This is a genomic window from Nocardia nepalensis (assembly GCF_048910785.1).
Classification (GTDB): Bacteria; Actinomycetota; Actinomycetes; order Mycobacteriales; family Mycobacteriaceae; genus Nocardia; species Nocardia nepalensis.
In genome coordinates this window covers 149,627-168,486 of sequence record NZ_JBKBET010000020.1, presented here as the reverse complement: position 1 = coordinate 168,486, position 18,860 = coordinate 149,627, and the positions used below count along the sequence as shown (strand labels likewise).

Below are 18,860 nucleotides of genomic sequence, written 5' to 3'. Positions count from 1 at the left end.
GCTACGACCTCTCCGACTTGACATGACCCGCGCCTACATCCCGAACACGGCTAGTGCCCCGTCCAGCTAGCTCCTGCCGTATCGAGCCCAGGGGCGGGTTCCGTCGAACGGAGTCGAATGGTGGCCGCCCAGGCTGTATTCGACCGCCATATGACTACGCTCGGCGAGCGGCCGGAGTGAGTGGTTTCCCGACCGCTCCGCAGGACTGAGGCGGGGTTCGGTCGTGTGGGCGATGTGGGGGAAGGGGAGGGCGGGGAGCATCGGAGAGGATCCGATCGAATGCGGGGTTCTCGATGAAGCGTTATGTGAGTCTGGCGGCGGTTCTGCTGTCGGCGCTGCTGTGGTATTTCGGCACCGGTTTACATCCGTTGCCCGGCTTGGTATTTCTCGCGCCGCTGCCGGTGCTGCTGATGGCTCCGCGTGTTGGTGCGGGCACGGCTTTCCTTGCGGGATTGCTGGCGTGGTGCGGGAGTGGACTGCGGTATTGGCCGTATTTCATCGATACCATCGAGCAGCCAGTACCTGTCACGGTGTTGCTGCTCGGCGGAACCGCTGCGGTATTCGGCGGGTTGGTGGCGTTGACGCGGGCATTGTTGCTGCGCGGTCGGACCGGACTCGCCGTGCTCGCGCTGCCGGCCGGTTGGGTGAGTTTCGAATTCCTGGTTTCGCTGGGTGGGCAGTTCGGTGCGTGGTGGAGCATCGCCTACACCCAATTCGCACTGCTACCACTGATTCAGATGGCGGCGCTGACCGGTCCGTGGGGAATCACATTCCTCATCATGCTGGTACCCGCGACCGTGGCAGTGCTCGTCGCACCCGAAGTGACTGGTGCCCAACGTCTTCGGGTCGCAAGTGCGACAGCGGCACTGGTTGTCGCGGTCGGCGCATTCGGATGGTGGCACCTGGCGGTCGCGCCGGAGCAGGACACCGTGCGGGTCGGCCTGCTCGCGGTTTCGCAACCGCCGGAATATGTTCCGGTGGACTCACCCGACGGCCGCGATATGGTCACGCGTGCGGTGACGGAGATCGAGAGACTCGCCGACGAGGGGGCACAGGCCGTCGTCCTGCCCGAAAAAGCGTGGACCGCAGACGAATCGACGTTGCCACTGCTATCGGGCCCGCTGACCGAAATAGCCACCCGGCGCAATATCCACATCGTCGCCGGACTCGTACTCATCAGAGGCGGAACCGGCGTGAACGCCGCCATCGACTACCCGTCGGGCGCGGAGTACGCCAAACACCGGCTGATCCCCGGCCTGGAAGGCGACCTCGAACCGGGGACGGGATGGCAGCGCGTCCCGGGCGAACCCTGGGCATTGGCCGTGTGTTTCGACCTGGACGGTCCCGGCCTGGTACGCGAGAACCGACACCGCGGCGCGACGTTATTGCTGGTCCCGGCACTGGATTTCACCGAGGACCACTGGCTGCACAGCCGCATGGCCGTCATGCGCGGCATCGAATCCGGCGTCGGTATCGCGCGCGCACCGCAACTCGGCGAACTCGTGGCCAGTGACTCCCGCGGACACATCCTGGCGTCGGCACGGACCGATGTCACGGTGACCCGTTCGGTGCTCGCCTCGATCCCACTGTCGTCGGGCATGACCGTCTACGCCCGGTTCGGCGACTGGTTCGGCTGGCTGTCGGTGGCGCTGTTCGCGGGGGCAGCCGTCGCAGCGATCGGGCGGAGATCAGCGAGCGCGCCCGGCCGTCCCGAGCAGGTTTCAGCTACCCCGCAGCGGGCGTCCATTTGAGGTGGCATTGACGGTAGCCGGTCGCTACGGATGGCTTCGGGCGAACACTGTTCGGTGCCTGGTACCTCGAATGTGAGCACGATCACAATCGCCATAGATGTCGCAGGTGGTGGCGGGCCCATTCATGGGTCCACGAGTCGGGTGCTTGTTTGCCTCGCGCGGAACCTGGGTAACGGTTGCTTTCGTGCCCTGCACCCGGAAACCCGGGACGGGCCGGACGAACGAATCGAGGTCCCGGACCGGGGCTGGTGAGGAGGCGCACATGACGGATGGCAAATCGGAGCAGATACCTTTACGCCGATCGGTCGCCGCCTCCGCGATGGGCAATGCCACCGAATGGTTCGACTACGGTGTCTACGCAGCTACCGCCACCTACCTCACCGACGCGTTCTTCCCCGGCGATCTCGGCACCGTCGGCACCATGCTCGGCTTCGCCATCTCCTTCGTCCTGCGTCCGCTCGGCGGCATGGTCTGGGGACCGCTCGGCGACCGGCTCGGCCGAAAAGTGGTGCTGGCCACCACGATTCTGCTGATGGCCGCCGCGACCGGCTGCATCGGCCTGCTGCCGACCCATGCGCAGGTGGGTTGGCTGGCGCCGGTGCTGCTCATCGCGTTGCGAGTCGTCCAGGGCTTCTCCACCGGTGGCGAATATGGCGGCGCGGCAACGTATCTGGCCGAATGCGCCAACGACCGCAAGCGCGGATTCCTGGGCAGCTTCCTGGAATTCGGCACCCTCGGCGGCTTCGTCGGCGGCTCGGCGGCAGTGCTGTTGTGCCAGCTCATCTTCGGTTCGGACGCGATGCACGACTGGGGCTGGCGCGTCCCGTTCCTGCTCGCCGTGCCGCTCGGCCTGATCGGCTGGTATCTGCGCTCGCATCTGGACGAATCGCCGGTATTCACCGAGGTGGCCGATCAGGCGCATCCGCCGGGCGGGCTGCGGGAGGTGGTGACCACCTATCGCCGCGAGACCTTGACGCTGGCAGGCCTGGTGGTCGCCCTCAATGTGGTGAACTACACCCTGCTCACGTATCAACCGACCTATCTGCAGAACACCATCGGCGTCGGCGAGTCCACCACCACCGCGATGATGCTGATCGGGCAGTTGGTGATGATGATCGTGCTGCCGTTCTTCGGCAGGTTGTCCGACCGGGTGGGCCGGCGCCCGCTGTGGCTGGTCTCACTGGTCGGACTCGGGGTGCTCGCGCTGCCGATGTACTGGCTGATGGGTCAGGGAACCGGTTGGGCCATCACGGGATTCATCGTGCTCGGCCTGCTGTATGTCCCCCAGTTGTCGACGATCAGCTCGACCTTTCCCGCGATCTTCCCGACGCATGTGCGCTATGCCGGATTCGCCCTCGGCTACAACGTCTCCACCGCCGCGTTCGGCGGCACCGCGCCACTGGTCAACGAGGCCGCGATCGAATCCACCGGCTGGTCGCTGTTTCCGGCCGCATATATGGTCGGCGCCAGCCTGATCGGGCTGGTCGCCTGGTCGTTCCTGCGTGAGACCGCAGGAACTTCGTTGCGCGGCACCACCGTTCCCGAAGCGGGGAAGCTGACGCCGCCGATCGCCGCACAGCCCGCCGTGTGAACCTGGGGATTTCGCCGACTGAGGCGTGTGCCGGGCGATGCCGCGGTGACCGGGAAGTGATCTTCCGCGCGACCTTTTGGTAGGACGGAAGTATGAAGGTTGGCGTTTCGATACCGCAGCACGGCGCGCACGCGCACGAGGGACATCGGGTGGCGGAGTTCGCCATCGAGATGGAGAAGGCCGGGGCGCACAGCCTGTGGGTGGGGGATCGACTGCTCGCGGCGACGAATCCGAAGGTCGGATATGCCGGGGCCGATACGATTCCGGCCGAATTCAATTCGGTGCTCGACCCGTTTCTATTGCTCGGTATCGCGGGGGCGGCGACCGAGCGGGTTCGGTTGGGCACCAATGTGTTGATCGCGCCGCTGTATCGCCCGGCATTGCTGGCGCGTTCGCTCACGACGGTGGATGTGGCGAGCCGGGGACGGCTGGTCGCGGGCTTCGGAATCGGCTGGTCGCCAGAGGAGTACGAGGCCGCGGGCGTGCCGTTCACAAAGCGCGGTATCCGGCTGGACGAGACTCTCGATGCGCTGGAAGCGATTTGGACCACCGACCCCGCGGGCTACTCCGGAACGCTGGTATCGGTGCCGGAGCATCGCGTGGAGTTGAAGCCGGTGCAGCGCCCGCACCCGCCGATCCATCTGGCCGGTTTCACGCCGGCGACGTTGCAGCGGATCGGACGTCGCGCCGACGGCTGGCTGCCGGTCGTGCCGGTACCCAGCGCGCCGGAATGGGATTCGCGGCTCGTCGCACTGCGCGATGTGATCGATCGGGCCGCCGAGGAGGCCGGTCGTGATCCCGGGGCGATCGAGACCATCGTGCGGGTGAATGTGAAGGCGGGAACGCCCGTCGAGCGGATTGCCGAGACGATCGAACGAAATTCGGCGGCAACGGGATTCGACGATTACTTCGTCGATTTCATGTACGCCACGGATTCAGTGGACGGCGCCATGGCCGCCGCGACGCGATTGTTCGACCTGTTGCGCTGAACCGAGCGCTGCGGTTCGCAGGTACACCTCAGTCGCCTTCAGGGGTGTCGTCTTCCTCCGGCCAGCTGTCTTCGATGATCAGGCGGCCGGATTGCATTGCCTGGGTGTACTGGTCGGCGACCATGGCGGTGGGGTAGGTGGGCCAGTAGGAGACGGCGCCGGTGGGTTTGTCGATGACGCAGACGGAGCCGCCGATGACCGGGGGAAGTGGGGGTGTGTGCGGGTCGACGCCCGAGGGTTGGGGGAGGATGGCGACGACGGTGAACCCGGCGTCGAATTCGGTGAGCAGGTTGCTGATGCCGAGGCCGGCGTCGTCGTCGGTGGACAGGTACTGGTCGGCGATGCGTTGCGCCTCGGCGAGATCCACCGGGGTGGTCGCCTCGGTGGGGTAGGCGTGGATGTCCATGTCTATGAACTTAGGGCCAAAGGCCAACGGGCCGTGGTCATTCGAAGTGCACGGTGGCGACCATGCGGCGGGCCAGGGTTTCGGGGTCCGAGCTGTCACCGAGCGCCGAATCCTGTAGTGCCCCTTCGCGCCAGAGCGCCGCGAAGCCGTGGACCAGCGACCACGCGGCGAGCCGGGTGGCCTTTTGCTGCTCAACGGTGTTCTCGGGCTGCATGACAGCGACACCGGAACGCAGCGCCGCCCCCGCCGCGGTGCGAGCGGCGACCAGGCGTTCGTCGTCCGCGTGCAGGAGTTCGCGCCGGAACATCACATCGAAGTGACCCGGATGTTCGCGGGCGAAGCGAATGTAGGCGATCGCGACCTCGTTGAAGTCCGGTTCGGCCGCGGCCAGTTGCGCGGCGAGCAGGCCGAAACCCTCGATGGCCAGCGCGGTCAGCAGCCCCGCACGATCACCGAAGTGGTGCGCGGGGGCCGCGTGCGAGACGTCGGCCCGCCGGGCCAGTCCGCGCAGTGATACCGCGTCGACGCCGTCGGTCGCGATCTGCTCGGCGGCCGCGGCCAGGATGGTGGCCCGCAGATCGCCGTGATGGTAGCTGCTCTTCGCCATGTAACGATGGTCGCTCATAATCTAGCCATTGACAAGTTTCACGATCCGGAGCTAATCTAGCCACTGTCAAGATTTGGTGCTCGACCCAGGAGACTCTGATGGCACCGCTGGTTGTACTCATCGTCATCGCCGGACTCGCGCGATTCATCGGCTGGCTCGCCAACCTCGGTTTGCTCGACTCCTGGCCGCACGCGACGGCGTTCGGACTGGCCGCGATGTTCGCGCTGACCGCGAGCGCGCACTTCGTCGAGCCCAAGCGCGGCGCACTCATCGCGATGGTGCCGCCCAGGCTGCCCAACCCGGCCGGCTGGGTCACGCTCACCGGCCTGCTCGAAATCGGCGGCGCGATCGGCCTTTTGATCCCACCTGTGGCCAAATTGGCGGCGGCGGGCCTGATCCTGCTGCTTGTTGTGATGTTCCCGGCGAATATCCGTGCGGCACGCGAAGATATCGGCATCAAGACCATGCCGCTGCCGCTGCGCACCGTCGTACAGATCATCTTCATCGCAGCGGCCGCACTCGTCGTCTTCGGCTAGCCGCACAGAAAAGCCCGCCCCGTGCACCGCAATCCGGTGCGCGGGGCGGGCTTTTCGCGGTTCAGGACGCGTTGCGCGCCTTCGCGATGGTCCGGCGCATGAACGGCCGAGCGATATCCTCGGGCAGGTTCGCCCACATGAGGAAGAACCTGGTCAACGGGTCGAGCGCGATATGGTGGCGACGGCGTTCCAGTCCGCGCAGAGCGGCCTCGGCCACCCGCTCGGCCGAGACCGGCTCGATCGAACCGGTCACCGCCTTGGTCTCCACCGGTTTGCGCAGGTTCTCCCGCGCCAGCCCCGGCGTATCGGTATCGGCGGGATAGATGACGGTGACATCGACACCCGCTGGCTCGGCCTCGTAGCGCAGGCACAGCCCGAGCTGGCGAATACTGGCCTTGGTCGGCCCGTAACTGCTGTAGCCGACAATGCCGAGGAACGCCGAAGTGGAGCTGACCAGCAGCACCTTGCCGCTACCCCGCTCGACCATGCCGGGCAGCACCGCGCGCACCGCGTAGACCGAGCCCAGATAGTTCGCGCTCATCTGAACCTCGAACTCGTCCGGATCGACCTCGGCGAACCGGCCGGGCAGGGTCAGCCCGGCACAGCACGCGATGACATCGCACGGGCCGTTCTTGGCCTCCAATTCCTTGATGGCCGAGGTGAGTTCATCCCGATCGCGCACGTCGGCGACGGCCCATTCGGCGCGCACCCGCTGTGCCATCGCGCGCAGCGGGACCTTGCGGCGCGCGATGAGCGAGACCTGCGCGCCGCGCCGCGCCGCCGCGGCCCCGATCGCCGCGCCGATCCCCTCCGAACCGCCCGTCACGATGACATGTTTGCCCTCCCACGGCGTGCCGGTGCTCACGTCCGGCTCGCGGTGACGATCTCGGCGATCCGGCCGCGCCACAGCTGGTAGGTGGCCGCCGACCCGTCATCGGGCAGGTCGCGCAGCGAATCATCCACCAGTACATCGGTTTCCGCGACGGAGTGTCCGCAGAAGACCTGCGCCGCCGCCTCGCTGTGCTCGTTGACGCTATTGGTCTGCTGCCGGATCTTGGCGACCATGGCCGCACCGAGCGCAACCTGGGGTCGATATGCGCCCGCCTCGGTCCAGAGTTGCTCCATATCAACGGGTTCCACGCCACCGGCGAAGGTGACCGCGATGCCGACCCCGCTCCACAGATCCGCGCGTCGACTCTCGTCGAACTCGTTGATCAGCTCGGCCACCCCGGCCGGCGCACCGCCGCCGATGAACCAGAGTGCGCGGCCCATGCCCTGATCCGCGCACCGCAGCAGCGGCGCGCGCTCGCCCATCCATCGCGGGTAGTGGGTGTCCACATGCTTACCGCGCACATAGCGCGGCAGCTGGAAGAACGCCTTGTAGAACCCGTAGCCGTCGACGGCGAGCCAGCGGAACAGCGGATGCTGCGGAAAGAGCTTGCGCCACCGGAACTTCGGGATCTTCGCCAGGGCCATTCCGACGCCGACGAACATCGTCAGGTCGTAGTCATGGGCCGGTCCGGTGATCAGATCGTGCGCGCGGCGCCCGGGGGAGAGCGAGTCTATCGCGGTGAGACCGACGGCGGCGCCCTCGAAGGCGAAGCCGCGATAGCGCGGCGGCACCTGCATCAGGCCGGTGATCAATTCGTCGTTGGCCGAGCTGCGCACCGCGGCGTCGATGCCGCCCACCAAGTGCATGGTGACCTTCTCCAGCTCCAATGCGGTTGCGGCACTCGGCTGCTCGAATGATCCGAGTACCGCGCGCACACTGGACGGACTCGGCGCGAACAATGCCGCGCGAATGGGGCCCAACGGTGATGGCATGAGGATTACTCCATTCTTCGAGGGGGCAGGGTGCTGTTCGTCATGAGTGGGCCGCCTCTTTCTCGGGTTCGTCCGCTGCCACCTCGGCGGCGACCACGACGACCTCGGGTGCAGGCGGCGTAGCGGCGCGAGCGCGCCACCAATCGGCGATTCCGCGTGCCCACCAATAGATTCCGCGGGCACCGCAGGTGATCACCAGGGCGAAGAACAGGCCATAGGAGATGTGCATCGCGGTCACCACGCCGTAGAGCGCCGCGACCGAGCCGCCGAACATGATCTGCTGCTTCTTGCCGAACGGTGTCGTGCCGGGATCGGTGACCATGTAGTTGGTGAACAGGACGAACGCCAGACCGGTCATCGGTGCGAGCGCGGCCAGGATCGAGATATTCGGCTCGAACAACCCGCGTAGCACCGCCTGCAGCACGAAGACCGAGAGCCAGGTGAGGATCAGCGGCATCTTCAGCGTCAGCTTGGCGTTCAGCAATGTGCCCGAGGTGAGCAGGGCGAGCACGATGAGCGCGTCGGCGGGTCCGGAGATGTACTCGGTGAAGTGGTAGGGCGGTGCGACGGCGATCATCGGGAACACCAGGACGCAGACCACGATCCCGAAGTTCGACGGGTTCATGAAGTGCTTCAGCTTCCCGTTGATCTTCGCCCGCAGCACCCATTTCGCGCCGACCGCGACGCTGACGCCGAAGATCACCGGCCACAGCTTGTCATGCGCGAAGACCAGGAAGTTGAACGCCAGTCCGGTGATGTGGGATGGCAGCAGGAACTCCATCAGCCCGCGCGGACCACGCCCGAGATAGGCAGGTGGCCGCCGATAGGCCCACGCCGCAAGGGTTTCCAGTGCGAGTTCGACCGTGTACGCGGTGGCCAACGCGATGAACGGCCACAGGAACGGCTGCTCGAATCCGAGCAGCGGGAAGCCGATGATATTGAAGATGGTGATCGAGATGGCGAAGTTGCGCAGCGCGAGGTAGCGCGGATCCTTTGTCGGGGCGGGCTTTTCGACCCACTCCTTCGCGAATTCGGTGCCGGAACGCTGCAGTGCGGCGATACGGGCCGCGGCGTGTCCGTCGGTAGCGGCGCTCGCCTCGGCGCTGCCGTTGCCGGTCACGCTGCCGTTGCCGGTCACGCTGCCCTTGGCATTGCCTTCCGGCGTGCCATTGCCGTTGTTTTCCGGACTGCCGTTAGCGCTGCCATCGTCTGCGGCACTGCCGTTTCCGACGATCGCGGTCACCTCGGGTTGCCTGTTCTCGGCATCGGTTTCCGGCTTTTCCTGCTCGCTCATTACTTGACCTCCTGAGCGCTCGAGGTGAGGTTCACGATGTGGCCGCCGGGCGCGAGCTGCAGTGTCTGCTCGTGCGGCGCGCCCTTGACGTCCCGCCAGCGCAGCACTACCGGTAGCGGCGTGGCCGGATCGACGGAGCCGAGGCCGAGATGCACCTCGGTGGCCCGCTTTCCGGTATGTCCGCTGCCGCCGTCCAGGTGCGCGGTGTGCAGCTGGCCGTCGGGCGTGCGCACCTCGACCTGCGCGTCCACGGCGGGGACGCCGAGCACCGGCCGCCCGGCGGCCGTCGTGGTGACATTGGTGCCCTCGCGCGTCGGCTTGACCAGCTTCAGCCCGAGGTACTGACCGTCCTTGGCCCGATTGTTGTGATAGAAGGTCGGATCGCCCCACTGGCGGGCCACCGCGAAGCTGAGCGCACCATTGCCGGAGGTGTCACCCGTGGCGATGCCGCGCGAGGGGACCGGGGTGTCCATTCCGAGTTCCGCCGTGAGATTCCAGAACTTGCCATCCGCGTCGCGGCTGAAGAAGCCCACCGGATCGCTGCCCGCCAGATCGGCGTCCTTGCCGAGAATCGGCCAGGCCCATGGGTATTTGACGAGATCGTCGTTCATGGTGCCGAGCTCCTGGATCTGCGGCCAGCGGTTGACCTCGCCCTTGATCATGCCGTTGGCCTGCACCAGTTCGTTGCGGCCGTCATTGTCGAAATCGTCGATCTTCGCGTCCCAGCCCCAGGTATCCCAGGCCAATCCGACCTCGGGCGCCTTGTTCTCGAACGGCGCGACGCCATCGGCGAGCTGGCGGGCCGCGTCGGCGGTGTCCTTGGCGGTGTTGTAGAAGGCGAGATGGCCCTCCATCAGCGCGAATCGCACCGAGATATCGCTGACGAACATGTCCGGCATGCCGTCGCCGTTGAGATCACCGAAGTCGGCGGACATGCCCTTGAACGAATCATGGCCCATTACGTAGGACTTCGGCTCGGTCAGGCCGCGCTTGCCCTCTGCGTAGCCGAACCGGATATCGCCCGGCTCGGACTTGTTGACGAACAGGCGGTCGCGCCCGAAATCGTTGGCGACATACAACTCCGGCAGCTGATCGCCGTTGAGATCGGCCGCGGCGGCGGCCAGTGCCCAGCCGGTGTCCATCCCGATCGGGAACGGATCGGCGACCTCGCGGAAGTCGACGCTCGGTTCGTCACCGGCGGTGGCCTTTTCCAGCGTGAAGATCTTGGCCTCGCCGCCGTTGCGCGCATTGGAGAACGAGTCGGACATCCACAGTGCGCGTCGACCGTCCGGTTCCAGCACATCCATCTCGGGGAAATAGTTGCCGATGAAGATATCCGGGGTGCCGTTGCCGTCGAAGTCCGCGACCGCGACGGTGGTGGTGATCCAGCGGTGGCCGTGGTAGCCGCCGTCCTCGGTATCGGCTTGCGGCACCAGATCGACCGGACGGAATGCCTTGGCGTTCAAGTGATTCGCGTTCGCCCGCTGCAGGAACAGGATCGGCGTGCGGCCGTAGTAGTGCACCAGCACATCCATCCGGCCGTCGCCGTTGAAATCGCCGGGCACGCAACCGGAGGGCACCGTCGAGATGTCCATCCGCAGCGGCGCGGGATCGAGCACGAACGGCTCGTAGCGGCTGGTGTCGGAGTCCGGCGTCGGCGTGATGATCACCGAATCCGAACGCGGGTCGACCAGGCACAGGTCATCGGCGAGCCGGTTGCCGTCGAGATCGTTCATCGCGACGCTCGAGCCGATGGCCGAGATCCAGGCGGACAAATTCTGGTAGGGCGGGCGCAGTTCGCGGATCTTGCGGTCGGTCGGCAGGCCCTTCGGCAATGCGATCGGCATCGCGGTGAAGTCGAATCGCGATGCCAGCGGGCCGCCCGCCTGCTCGTGCGAGGTCAGCAGCGAGCTGCGCGCGGGAACGAACAGTGCGAACATCATGACCAGCGCGACCGCGGGCACCACGGCTTTTCGAAGCAGGGATCGGTTGATCGGGATTTTCACGAGTGCTGCTCCTCCTGAGCGAGAATGAACTGCTTACCTGCGGTGTCGGTGAGTCCGTCGAGTACTTGGCGCAGCGTCGCCAGCGCCTGATCCAATTGCGCCTCGGTGTGGCGGCAATTGATGAAGAACCGCAGCCTGGCCTCGCCCGCGGGCACGACCGGGTGGGTGATGGCATTGACGCTGAAGTTGCGCTGCAGCATGGCGAGCGCGGCGAGTACCGCGGGTTCGTCGGCCCCGGTCATGATCGGGGTGATCGGCGTGCCCTGTGATGTTCCGGTATCGAAACCGAATTCCCTTGCGCGCCGATGGAAGTATTCGCCGTTGTGGCGCAGCGCGGTGACGCGTTCGGGTTCGGCGCGCAGCACCGCGAGCCCGGCCGAGGCCGCCGCGACGGCCGAGGGCGCTGGCGCGGCGGTGTACATGCTCAATCCGCCTGCGACATACTTCAATCCGTCGATCAGCTCACGGTTGCCCGCCAGGTATCCGCCCACACTGCCGAGCGCCTTGGACAGCGTGCCCATCCAGACATCGACGGCATCGCCGGGCAGATCGAACAATTCACGCACGCCGTGGCCGGTCGCACCGAGCACGCCGAAGGAGTGCGCCTCGTCGATCATGATCGAGCAGTCGTATTTCCGTGCCACCTCGATGATCTCGGGCAGCCGGACGATATCGCCGTCCATGCTGTACATGCCCTCGATCACGACCATGGCCCGGTCGAAACTGCGACGCGACATCTTCAGGATCGCCTCGAGCGATTCGGGATCGTTGTGCCGGAACGAAACCCGCTTGCACCGCGCCCACTCGGTGCCGGCGACGACGCTGTGGTGGATGAGCGAATCGCAGATCGCGAGATCCCTTTTGCCGAGCAGGAATCCGACCGCGGCCGCATTGGTGAGGTAGCCGCTCGCGGTCACCAATGCCGCCTCGGTGTCGTAGATTTCGGCGAATTCGCGTTCCAGCTCGCCGTAGATCGGCAGCTCGCCCGCCACGATGCGGACCGCGGCGGCGGAGGTTCCGTAGCGATCGATCGCGTCCTTGGCGGCGTCGCGCACCCGTGGGTCGGCGGCGAGATCCAGATAGCCGAAGCTGCTGAAGTTCACCACATCCCGGTCCGCCATCCGGGTGACCGCGCCGCTGATGCCCTCGTGCGGCAGGTAATACGGATTCAGCAGCCCGACCTCGCGCACCCAGTCGTCGAAGCGGCCGAACCGGCGTCTGGCCTCCAGCACCCCCGCGTGGTCGCGGAAGGAGGTTTGCGCGCTTTTCGGGCTCTCCGGTTGCGGTGCGGCCCCGCCATTTCCGGCCACGCTCTGCGGCGTGCCGCCGTCCGAAGCGGTGCCCGCACCGCCGCCGGCATGCCTGGCCAGCAGTGCGCGGGCCAGTTCACGGGGATCGCTGTCCACACTCATTCCTCATCGCCTCTCGCCGCCCGGTCTTCTTCTTGTGCTATCTGCTCGGCGATCCGGGCGCCGAGCCCGTGCAGGGTCAGTCCGATCACCGCGAGTACCGAGAGCTGGGTGCCGAGCACCTGCACCACGCGCGCGCCGAATTCCATGCCCATCAACGAATCCATGCCCAGCTCGGGCAGGGGAGTGTCGAGGTCGACCGTCTCCGCGTCGACGCCGAGCACCGCCGCCAGCTGTTCGGCGAGCAGATAGGCCACGACCTCGCCGCGCTGCTCGACACCGAGCCGCAGGATCTCCGCGCGCAGCGCGCCCGCACCGGACGCACCGCCACCGGCCGCGGCCACCTGCTCGGCGAAGCGCGGTGTGCGCGTGGAAGCGCGGTGTGCGACCGCCCACTGCGCCCAGTCCACGTCGAACAGCACCACCTGGGGCAGATCCAGGCGCAGGCATTCGGCGAGCAGATCGGTCGCGGCGTCCATTTCCACCGACCGATACCCGGCCATCTCGGCGTAGCGGGTGACGGCGTCGTAGTCGGCCATTCCGCCGCCGCTCATGAAGCCCCAGTTCACCGTCAGCGCCGCCGCACCGCGGGCCCGGCGCGCGGCCGAAAGCGTATCGAGCACGGAATTCGCTGCCGCATAACCCAATTGGGGTGAGATGCCGACGACGCTGCTCGCCGAGGAGTAGAGCACGAACATATCGAGTTCGATCCCGGCGACCGTGATCGCATCGTCCAGGTGCACCGCGCCCGCCACCTTCGGGCCGAAGATCTCCGCCAGCGATTCGGCAGTGATCTGGGAGACCTCGAGGTTGTTGACCACCCCCGCGGCATGGAAGACACCGCGCAGCGGATGACCGCTGCCCTGGATGCGGTCGATGAGTCCGGCGACCGCGTCGTAGTCGGCCACATCGACGCGCTCCTGCGCGACATGCACACCCTGTCCGGTGAATTCGTCGACGGCCGCGATGGCTTCCTCGCTCGTCGCGCCGCTGCGGCCGACCAGCACCAGCTGCCGGGCACCGGCGCGCACCAGCCAGCGTGCGGTGGCCAGGCCGAAGGCGCCGAACCCGCCGGTCACCAGATAGGAGGCGGCCGGATCGATGCGCAGGGTCGGCCGCTGGGCCAGCACGTTCGGCCGGTCTGCACGCAGGTCGAGCACCACGCGCCCGATCTGCTTGGCGCGCACCACCGTTTCGAATGCCTCGGCCGTACGGTCGAGTGGGTAGGCGGTATACGGCAGATAGGTGTACGTGCCATCGTCGAGTGCGTCCATCGCGTGACGTGCGGCCCGCCGCACCAGTTCGGGTTTCACGGCGAGGGCGCGGTCCATATCGACGGCGAAGAACGACAGGTTCCGATCGAAGGGGCGCAGGTCGATCGTGCCGTCGCCGTAGATATCGGCCTTGCCGATTTCGACGATCCGTCCGAATTCGGCGGCCACGCGCAGGTTCTGCTGCAGGATCTCGCCGGGGGCGGAGTTGTAGACCACATCCGCGCCGCGACCGTCGGTCAGCCGCAGCACGTCATCGACGAAGCCGATCGACCGCGAACCCACCACCTCGTGTGCGCCCATGGCGCGCGCGACCGCCCGCCGCTGCTCGGAGCTCGCGGTCGCGATCACCTTGGCCCCCAACCGGATCGCGACCTGCACCGCGGCCATGCCCATGCCGCCCGCCGCTCCGTGCACGAGCACCGTTTCACCCGGCCGCACCCTGGCCAGCTCGCCGAGCGCGAACTCGGCGGTCAGGAAGGGCAGCACCGAACTGCAATGGCACGGGTCGATCTCGTGCTCGGGGGCCACGTCCATGCGTAGGGTCGCACCCTCGTCCGGACGCAGTGTGACGTGGCGGCGGACCAGATCCGCGGCGCAGACCGACATCCGGTCGCCGGGAACAACCTCGGTCACGCCGGGCCCGACCCGCTCGACCACACCGAATCCATCCATGCCCAGTGCGGTGCCGAAATATGTTCCGGCCAGCTCCTTTTCGGTGAGCACGCCGAGCACCTTCAAGGCGTCCTTATAGTTCAGTCCGACCGCGTCCAAGCGGATCTCGACCTCACCGGGACCGGGTTCGACCCGATCGACCGCGCGCCACGCCAACTCCGAGAGCAGCCGGGAACGCGGAACCTCCAGCCGGAACGACGCTTCGGGATCGGTCAGCGCTGCGGTGACATCCCAGTCGGCCAGATGCGCACGCAGGGTCTTGCGCAGTTGCACGGCCCAGCAGGCACCGGCTCGCAGTGCCACCTCGTCGGGCTGGTTCGCACCGGCCCCGTCGGCGAAGATCTGCTCGACGATATCGGCAGCCGGTGTGGCGGCCTCGGTGTCGACCAATCGCCAACGGGCGGCGGGCTGTTCGTTGAGCAGTGTGCGCCTGGCACCGGTCAATGCCGAATGCGCCGTATCGGCGATCCGGTCGACGGGCAGGCAGAACGCCTGTTCGGTCACCACGACCGCGCGCAGGTCGGGCACCGCCGTGGAATCGGTGGCTTCGCCCGCGAGCAGCCGCCCGACGGCCTGGGCGATCAATGTCAGCCCGTACACATTCGAGACCACGTCGAGTTCGGAATTCGCGACGACCACGATCCGGCTGCGCGCGATATCGGGTCGATCGTGTGCCGCGCGCAGCACGGCGAACAGTCGGTCGGCCTCGGTCGCGTCGGGTGCGATCGTCAGGATTTCGGCCGAGGTCCGGGCGCTGGCGATCTCCTTGGCGCGCTGGGAAACCGTGCTGCCGAGGGTGATCACGGCGAGGAATTCCGCGGTCGTCGCGACCGCGTCCTCGGTGGCGGCGCCGTCGTCGTCGACGATCGACCACACCGGTTCGTAGAACAGTTGGTCGAGCCGATCGTGCGGATCGGGTTCGGCGGTCACGCTGGCGAAGCGGACGCCAGACATCGTCAGCGCCACAGCGCCTTCCGGTGACGCGATATGGATATCGGCGCCCAGTCGGTCACCGGTCACCCGGCGGAGGAGGACGACGGCGTGTTCGGGCAGCGGCCCATACCACCGGACACCGGCCACCGACGCGGGCACCACCACACCGGCACCGCTTGCCGACTGTGCGTAGAGCGCCGCGAAGCATTGCAACGCGGCGTCGACCGCCGCCGGATGGGCCAGGTGCGGCAGTGTCGCGGGTTCGGTCAGTGCGGACAGGTCGAGCTTCGCGAGCACGGTATCGGCCCCGACGTCGGCGGCCGTGATCAAGCGGAAGCTCGGCCCGTAGGCCAGGCCGTGCGCGGCGAGTCCGTCGTAAAGGGTTGCGGCGGAGATGGATACCGTGTCGGCCGCCGGTGCGACCTCGACCGTGGCGGCGTCCACATCCGCCTCGATCAGCCTGCCGTGCGCGTTGACCGTCCAGGTCGTGCCGGTCGCCGTGCGCGAGCGGATGGTGAACCGGTGGGTCGTCTCCTCGACGCTCACCCGCACCACCGGCACATCGTGTTCGGTCACCACCAGCGGCGCGGCGAAGCGCACGGCCTCCAGCCCGAACGACGTACGACCGGTGCGCAACGCGATCGCGCTCAGCGCGGCATCGAGATACGCCGCGCCCGGCAGCACCACCGCACCGTCCACGACGTGGTCGCGCAGCCAGGGCAGATTCGCCACCGACAGCTCGACCTCCCACTCCGGCGCCGAGGCCGCGGTGCGCTGGCCGAGCATGGCATAGCCGTCGACGGCGCCGGTGCGATCGCGTTCGGTCGCCGCGTCCTCGGTCCACAGGGTGCGGCGCTGCCACGGATAACGGGGCAGATCCTCGTGTGCCACCGTCGATTTCGCGCCGCCGGGGGCGCGGGTGGTGTCGAGCGATCCGGCTCGGTACAGGTCGCCGACCGCGCGCAGCAGGTTATCGCGGTCGTCGGCATCGCGCGATAGCGTGGCGATGGCCGCCCCGGTGATGCCGCGACGGACCAGCGCCTCCTTGATATTTCCGCTCAGCACCGGATGCGGACCGACCTCGAGGAAGACCCGGTGACCGGCATTGAGCAGATCGTCGATGGCCGCGCCGAATCGGACCGGTTCGCGCACATTCCGGCACCAGTACTGCGCGCCCCACTCCGTCCCGGTGAGCGCGGTACCGGTGACCGTGGACCACAGCGGCGCCCATCCCGGCTCCGGCTCGAGGTCAGCGAGCACCGCGCTGAGTTCGCCGAGGATGGGGTCCATCAGGTGGCTGTGATAGGGCACTTCCACGCGCAGGGCCTTGGCGAAGACACCCTCTTCGGTCAACGCCGCCCGGATCTGGTCCAGCACTGCGACATCGCCCGACAGCGTCGCCGCCGACGAGCTGTTGACGGCCGCGACACAGACTCCGTCGTATCGCGAAAGCAGTTCGGGCAGTTGCTCTTGCGGCACTGCCACGGCAAGCATTCCGCCGGTGCCGGCCGTACTGGCCTGCAAACGCGCCCGGTGGTAGCTGACCAGGAGCGCATCGTGCAGTGACAGCGCACCGGAGACATACGCCGCGGCCACCTCGCCGACACTGTGCCCGACCACAACGGATGGATGGATACCGAGTGCACCGAGTTCGGCGGTCAGCGCGACCTGCACCAGGAAGTTCGCCGGCTGGGCGTAGGCCGTGCGGGTGATCCGGGAATCGTCCTCGGCGCGAAGCAGCTCCGCGACGATGGACCAGTCGGCGATCCGCTGGAACTCCGCATCGATCCGGGCCGCCTCCTCGGCGAAGGCGCCACCGGCCTGCAACAGGCCGCGCGCCATACCCCACCACTGCGGGCCCATACCGCTGAACACGAATACCGGATCGGTGCTGCCGTCGGTCAGCGCGCGGGCCGGGGCGGGGCCACCGCCCGCGCCGAAATCTGCCAGTTGCGAACGCAAGTCGTCGCCGTCGCGATAGGCGAAGGCGGTGCGAATCGGATGATGTGCGCGCCGCGCCCACACGGCCTCGGTCAAGACGGCGGGCGTCTCGGTCAGCTCCCGCAGTTCGTTCGCCATGGTGCGCAGCGCGGTCTCGTTGCGCGCGGACAGCGGCAGCACCGTAATCGGTTCGCGGCGATCAGGTTCGGCGGGCGCTTCCGGCGCCCCGGTGAGGATCGCATGGGCATTGGTACCGCCATAGCCGAAGCTGTTGACCGCGACCGCGGCCCGGCCGTCGGCATTCGGCAGCGGTTCGGCCGCCAGCGGCACCCGCAGTCGCAGATCCTCGAAGGGAATCTCGGGATTCGGGTTGTCCAGCCGCAATTGGGGCGCGATGGTGCCGTAGTGCAGGGTCAGCGCGGCCTTGATCACACCGGCGACACCGGCCGCCGCCTCGGTGTGGCCGATATTGCCCTTCACCGATCCGACCGGCAGCGCAGCGTCGCGACCGTCGATCGCGCCGTACACCGCGCCGAGGGCGGCCAACTCCAGCGGATCGCCGACCGGTGTTCCGGTGCCGTGCGCCTCGACGTAGCGGATATCGTGCGCTTCGATACCGGCCAGCGTGTGCACCCGTCGGGCCAGCGCCTCCTGTGCGGCCGCGTTCGGCACCGGGATGGCCAGCGTGCGCCCGTCCTGATTCACCCCGCTGCCGCGCACCACCGCGTAGATCCGGTCGCGGTCGGCGATGGCCGCCGCCAGCGGTTTCACGATCACCGCACCCGCGCCCTCGCCGCGCCCGTAGCCGTCGGCGGCGGCATCGAAGGATTTGCAGCGTCCGTCGACGGACAGGAAGCGGCCCTTGCACATGGAGATGAAGGCCTCCGGCCGCAGCATCGCATTGGCGCCGCCGACAATGGCGGCCTCGCATTCACCGGCCTCGATCGCGAGCACCGCCTGGTGCAGGGCGACCAGCGACGACGAGCATGCGGTGTCGATCGTCATGGTCGGCCCGAGCAGATCGAGCAGGAAGGCGATGCGCGCCGACAGCAGGGTGTGCGACGCACTGGTCGGGCTGTGGCTGTTGATCGAGGCGCGGGCCAGTGAACCGCTGCGCACCAGCGCGTTGTCGTTCATGAAACCGCCGACGAACACCCCGACCGAGCGTCCGCTGACCCGACCCGCCATGCCCGCGTCGTCGAGCGCCTCCCAGGCCACCTCGAGCAGCAGGCGCTGCTGCGGATCCATGATCGAGGCCTCGCGCTGGGAGATGCCGAAGAATTCGGCGTCGAAGTCCCAGAGCGACTGGGTCAGGAATCCGCCGTGCCTGGTGTACATCCGACCCGGTGCGTCCGGGTCCGGATCATAGAATTTCGCGACATTCCAGCGGTCGGGCGGCACTCCGACGATCCCATCGCCCTTGTGCACGACGAGATTCCAGAAACTGGCCGGATCGTCGATGCCGCCGGGAAAGCGGCACCCTATTCCGACAATAGCTACATCGGGCATGCGAAAATCCCCTGGCGGCTCGTGACATCGAAAACCTGCCGCGGACCGGTGTATATGCGGCCGGGCTTTTGAATTCATATGGAGTAACCGGTATTACGCCACCGGTCGACGATGATGT

12 protein-coding genes are annotated in these 18,860 nt (G+C 67.3%); 4 read left to right on the top strand and 8 right to left on the bottom strand.

Features of this window, described 5'->3' with window-relative positions; genetic code table 11:
* Positions 1-293 precede the first annotated feature (293 nt).
* From ACHQ4I_RS11950 to ACHQ4I_RS11940, 3 genes are all read left to right on the top strand, one after another.
* Positions 294-1,751 carry an apolipoprotein N-acyltransferase gene (locus ACHQ4I_RS11950; protein ID WP_420771771.1) on the top strand — a complete coding sequence of 486 codons (1,458 nt, stop codon included), beginning with the start codon at positions 294-296 and terminating at the stop codon, positions 1,749-1,751.
* Between the two features lie 262 nt (positions 1,752-2,013).
* A complete protein-coding gene (locus ACHQ4I_RS11945; RefSeq protein ID WP_420771770.1) occupies positions 2,014-3,342 on the top strand; it encodes an MFS transporter in 1,329 nt (442 codons plus the stop codon).
* 92 nt (positions 3,343-3,434) lie between these two features.
* A complete protein-coding gene (locus tag ACHQ4I_RS11940; protein ID WP_420771769.1) occupies positions 3,435-4,331 on the top strand; it encodes a TIGR03619 family F420-dependent LLM class oxidoreductase in 897 nt (298 codons plus the stop codon).
* A 28-nt stretch (positions 4,332-4,359) separates the two neighbouring features.
* Here ACHQ4I_RS11940 and ACHQ4I_RS11935 read toward each other — a convergent pair whose 3' ends face one another.
* Together ACHQ4I_RS11935 and ACHQ4I_RS11930 are read right to left on the bottom strand one after the other, a co-directional pair.
* Positions 4,360-4,737, bottom strand: a complete 378-nt coding sequence (locus tag ACHQ4I_RS11935; protein WP_420771768.1) for a hypothetical protein — start codon at positions 4,735-4,737, stop codon at positions 4,360-4,362.
* Positions 4,738-4,774: 37 nt separating this feature from the next.
* A complete protein-coding gene (locus ACHQ4I_RS11930; RefSeq protein ID WP_420771767.1) occupies positions 4,775-5,344 on the bottom strand; it encodes a TetR/AcrR family transcriptional regulator in 570 nt (189 codons plus the stop codon).
* 98 nt (positions 5,345-5,442) lie between these two features.
* Here ACHQ4I_RS11930 and ACHQ4I_RS11925 point away from each other — a divergent pair, with 98 nt between their 5' ends.
* The gene (locus ACHQ4I_RS11925; protein ID WP_420771766.1) at positions 5,443-5,880 is read left to right on the top strand and encodes a DoxX family protein; all 438 of its coding nucleotides are present in this window, start codon (positions 5,443-5,445) and stop codon (positions 5,878-5,880) included.
* Between the two features lie 61 nt (positions 5,881-5,941).
* On the opposite strand, the gene ACHQ4I_RS11920 is transcribed toward ACHQ4I_RS11925, so the two are convergent.
* Genes ACHQ4I_RS11920 through ACHQ4I_RS11895 form a run of 6 tightly spaced genes read right to left on the bottom strand, consistent with a single transcriptional unit; the run spans position 5,942 to position 18,742 of the window.
* Positions 5,942-6,745, bottom strand: a complete 804-nt coding sequence (locus tag ACHQ4I_RS11920) for an SDR family NAD(P)-dependent oxidoreductase (RefSeq protein WP_420771765.1) — start codon at positions 6,743-6,745, stop codon at positions 5,942-5,944.
* Entirely contained in the window at positions 6,742-7,704 is a 963-nt protein-coding gene (locus tag ACHQ4I_RS11915; RefSeq protein ID WP_420771764.1) for a DUF1702 family protein, read from the bottom strand. Before ACHQ4I_RS11915 ends, ACHQ4I_RS11920 begins: the two co-directional genes overlap by 4 nt.
* 40 nt (positions 7,705-7,744) lie before the next feature.
* The gene (locus ACHQ4I_RS11910) at positions 7,745-8,998 is read right to left on the bottom strand and encodes an enediyne biosynthesis protein (RefSeq protein WP_420771763.1); all 1,254 of its coding nucleotides are present in this window, start codon (positions 8,996-8,998) and stop codon (positions 7,745-7,747) included.
* Positions 8,998-11,004, bottom strand: a complete 2,007-nt coding sequence (locus tag ACHQ4I_RS11905; RefSeq protein WP_420771762.1) for a CRTAC1 family protein — start codon at positions 11,002-11,004, stop codon at positions 8,998-9,000. Before ACHQ4I_RS11905 ends, ACHQ4I_RS11910 begins: the two co-directional genes overlap by 1 nt.
* A complete protein-coding gene (locus ACHQ4I_RS11900) occupies positions 11,001-12,416 on the bottom strand; it encodes an aminotransferase class I/II-fold pyridoxal phosphate-dependent enzyme (protein WP_420771761.1) in 1,416 nt (471 codons plus the stop codon). The genes ACHQ4I_RS11905 and ACHQ4I_RS11900 overlap by 4 nt, the downstream gene beginning before the upstream one ends.
* Positions 12,413-18,742, bottom strand: a complete 6,330-nt coding sequence (locus ACHQ4I_RS11895; protein WP_420771760.1) for a type I polyketide synthase — start codon at positions 18,740-18,742, stop codon at positions 12,413-12,415. Before ACHQ4I_RS11895 ends, ACHQ4I_RS11900 begins: the two co-directional genes overlap by 4 nt.
* Positions 18,743-18,860: the final 118 nt, after the last annotated feature.

Coding starts and splice junctions, on each gene's coding strand:
- ACHQ4I_RS11910 (WP_420771763.1), bottom strand. CDS start 8,998: ATGAGCGAGCAGGAAAAGCCGGAAACCGATGCCGAGAACAGGCAACCC.
- ACHQ4I_RS11950 (WP_420771771.1), top strand. CDS start 294: ATGAAGCGTTATGTGAGTCTGGCGGCGGTTCTGCTGTCGGCGCTGCTG.
- ACHQ4I_RS11935 (WP_420771768.1), bottom strand. CDS start 4,737: ATGGACATCCACGCCTACCCCACCGAGGCGACCACCCCGGTGGATCTC.
- ACHQ4I_RS11925 (WP_420771766.1), top strand. CDS start 5,443: ATGGCACCGCTGGTTGTACTCATCGTCATCGCCGGACTCGCGCGATTC.
- ACHQ4I_RS11930 (WP_420771767.1), bottom strand. CDS start 5,344: ATGGCGAAGAGCAGCTACCATCACGGCGATCTGCGGGCCACCATCCTG.
- ACHQ4I_RS11900 (WP_420771761.1), bottom strand. CDS start 12,416: ATGAGTGTGGACAGCGATCCCCGTGAACTGGCCCGCGCACTGCTGGCC.
- ACHQ4I_RS11945 (WP_420771770.1), top strand. CDS start 2,014: ATGACGGATGGCAAATCGGAGCAGATACCTTTACGCCGATCGGTCGCC.
- ACHQ4I_RS11915 (WP_420771764.1), bottom strand. CDS start 7,704: ATGCCATCACCGTTGGGCCCCATTCGCGCGGCATTGTTCGCGCCGAGT.
- ACHQ4I_RS11895 (WP_420771760.1), bottom strand. CDS start 18,742: ATGCCCGATGTAGCTATTGTCGGAATAGGGTGCCGCTTTCCCGGCGGC.
- ACHQ4I_RS11940 (WP_420771769.1), top strand. CDS start 3,435: ATGAAGGTTGGCGTTTCGATACCGCAGCACGGCGCGCACGCGCACGAG.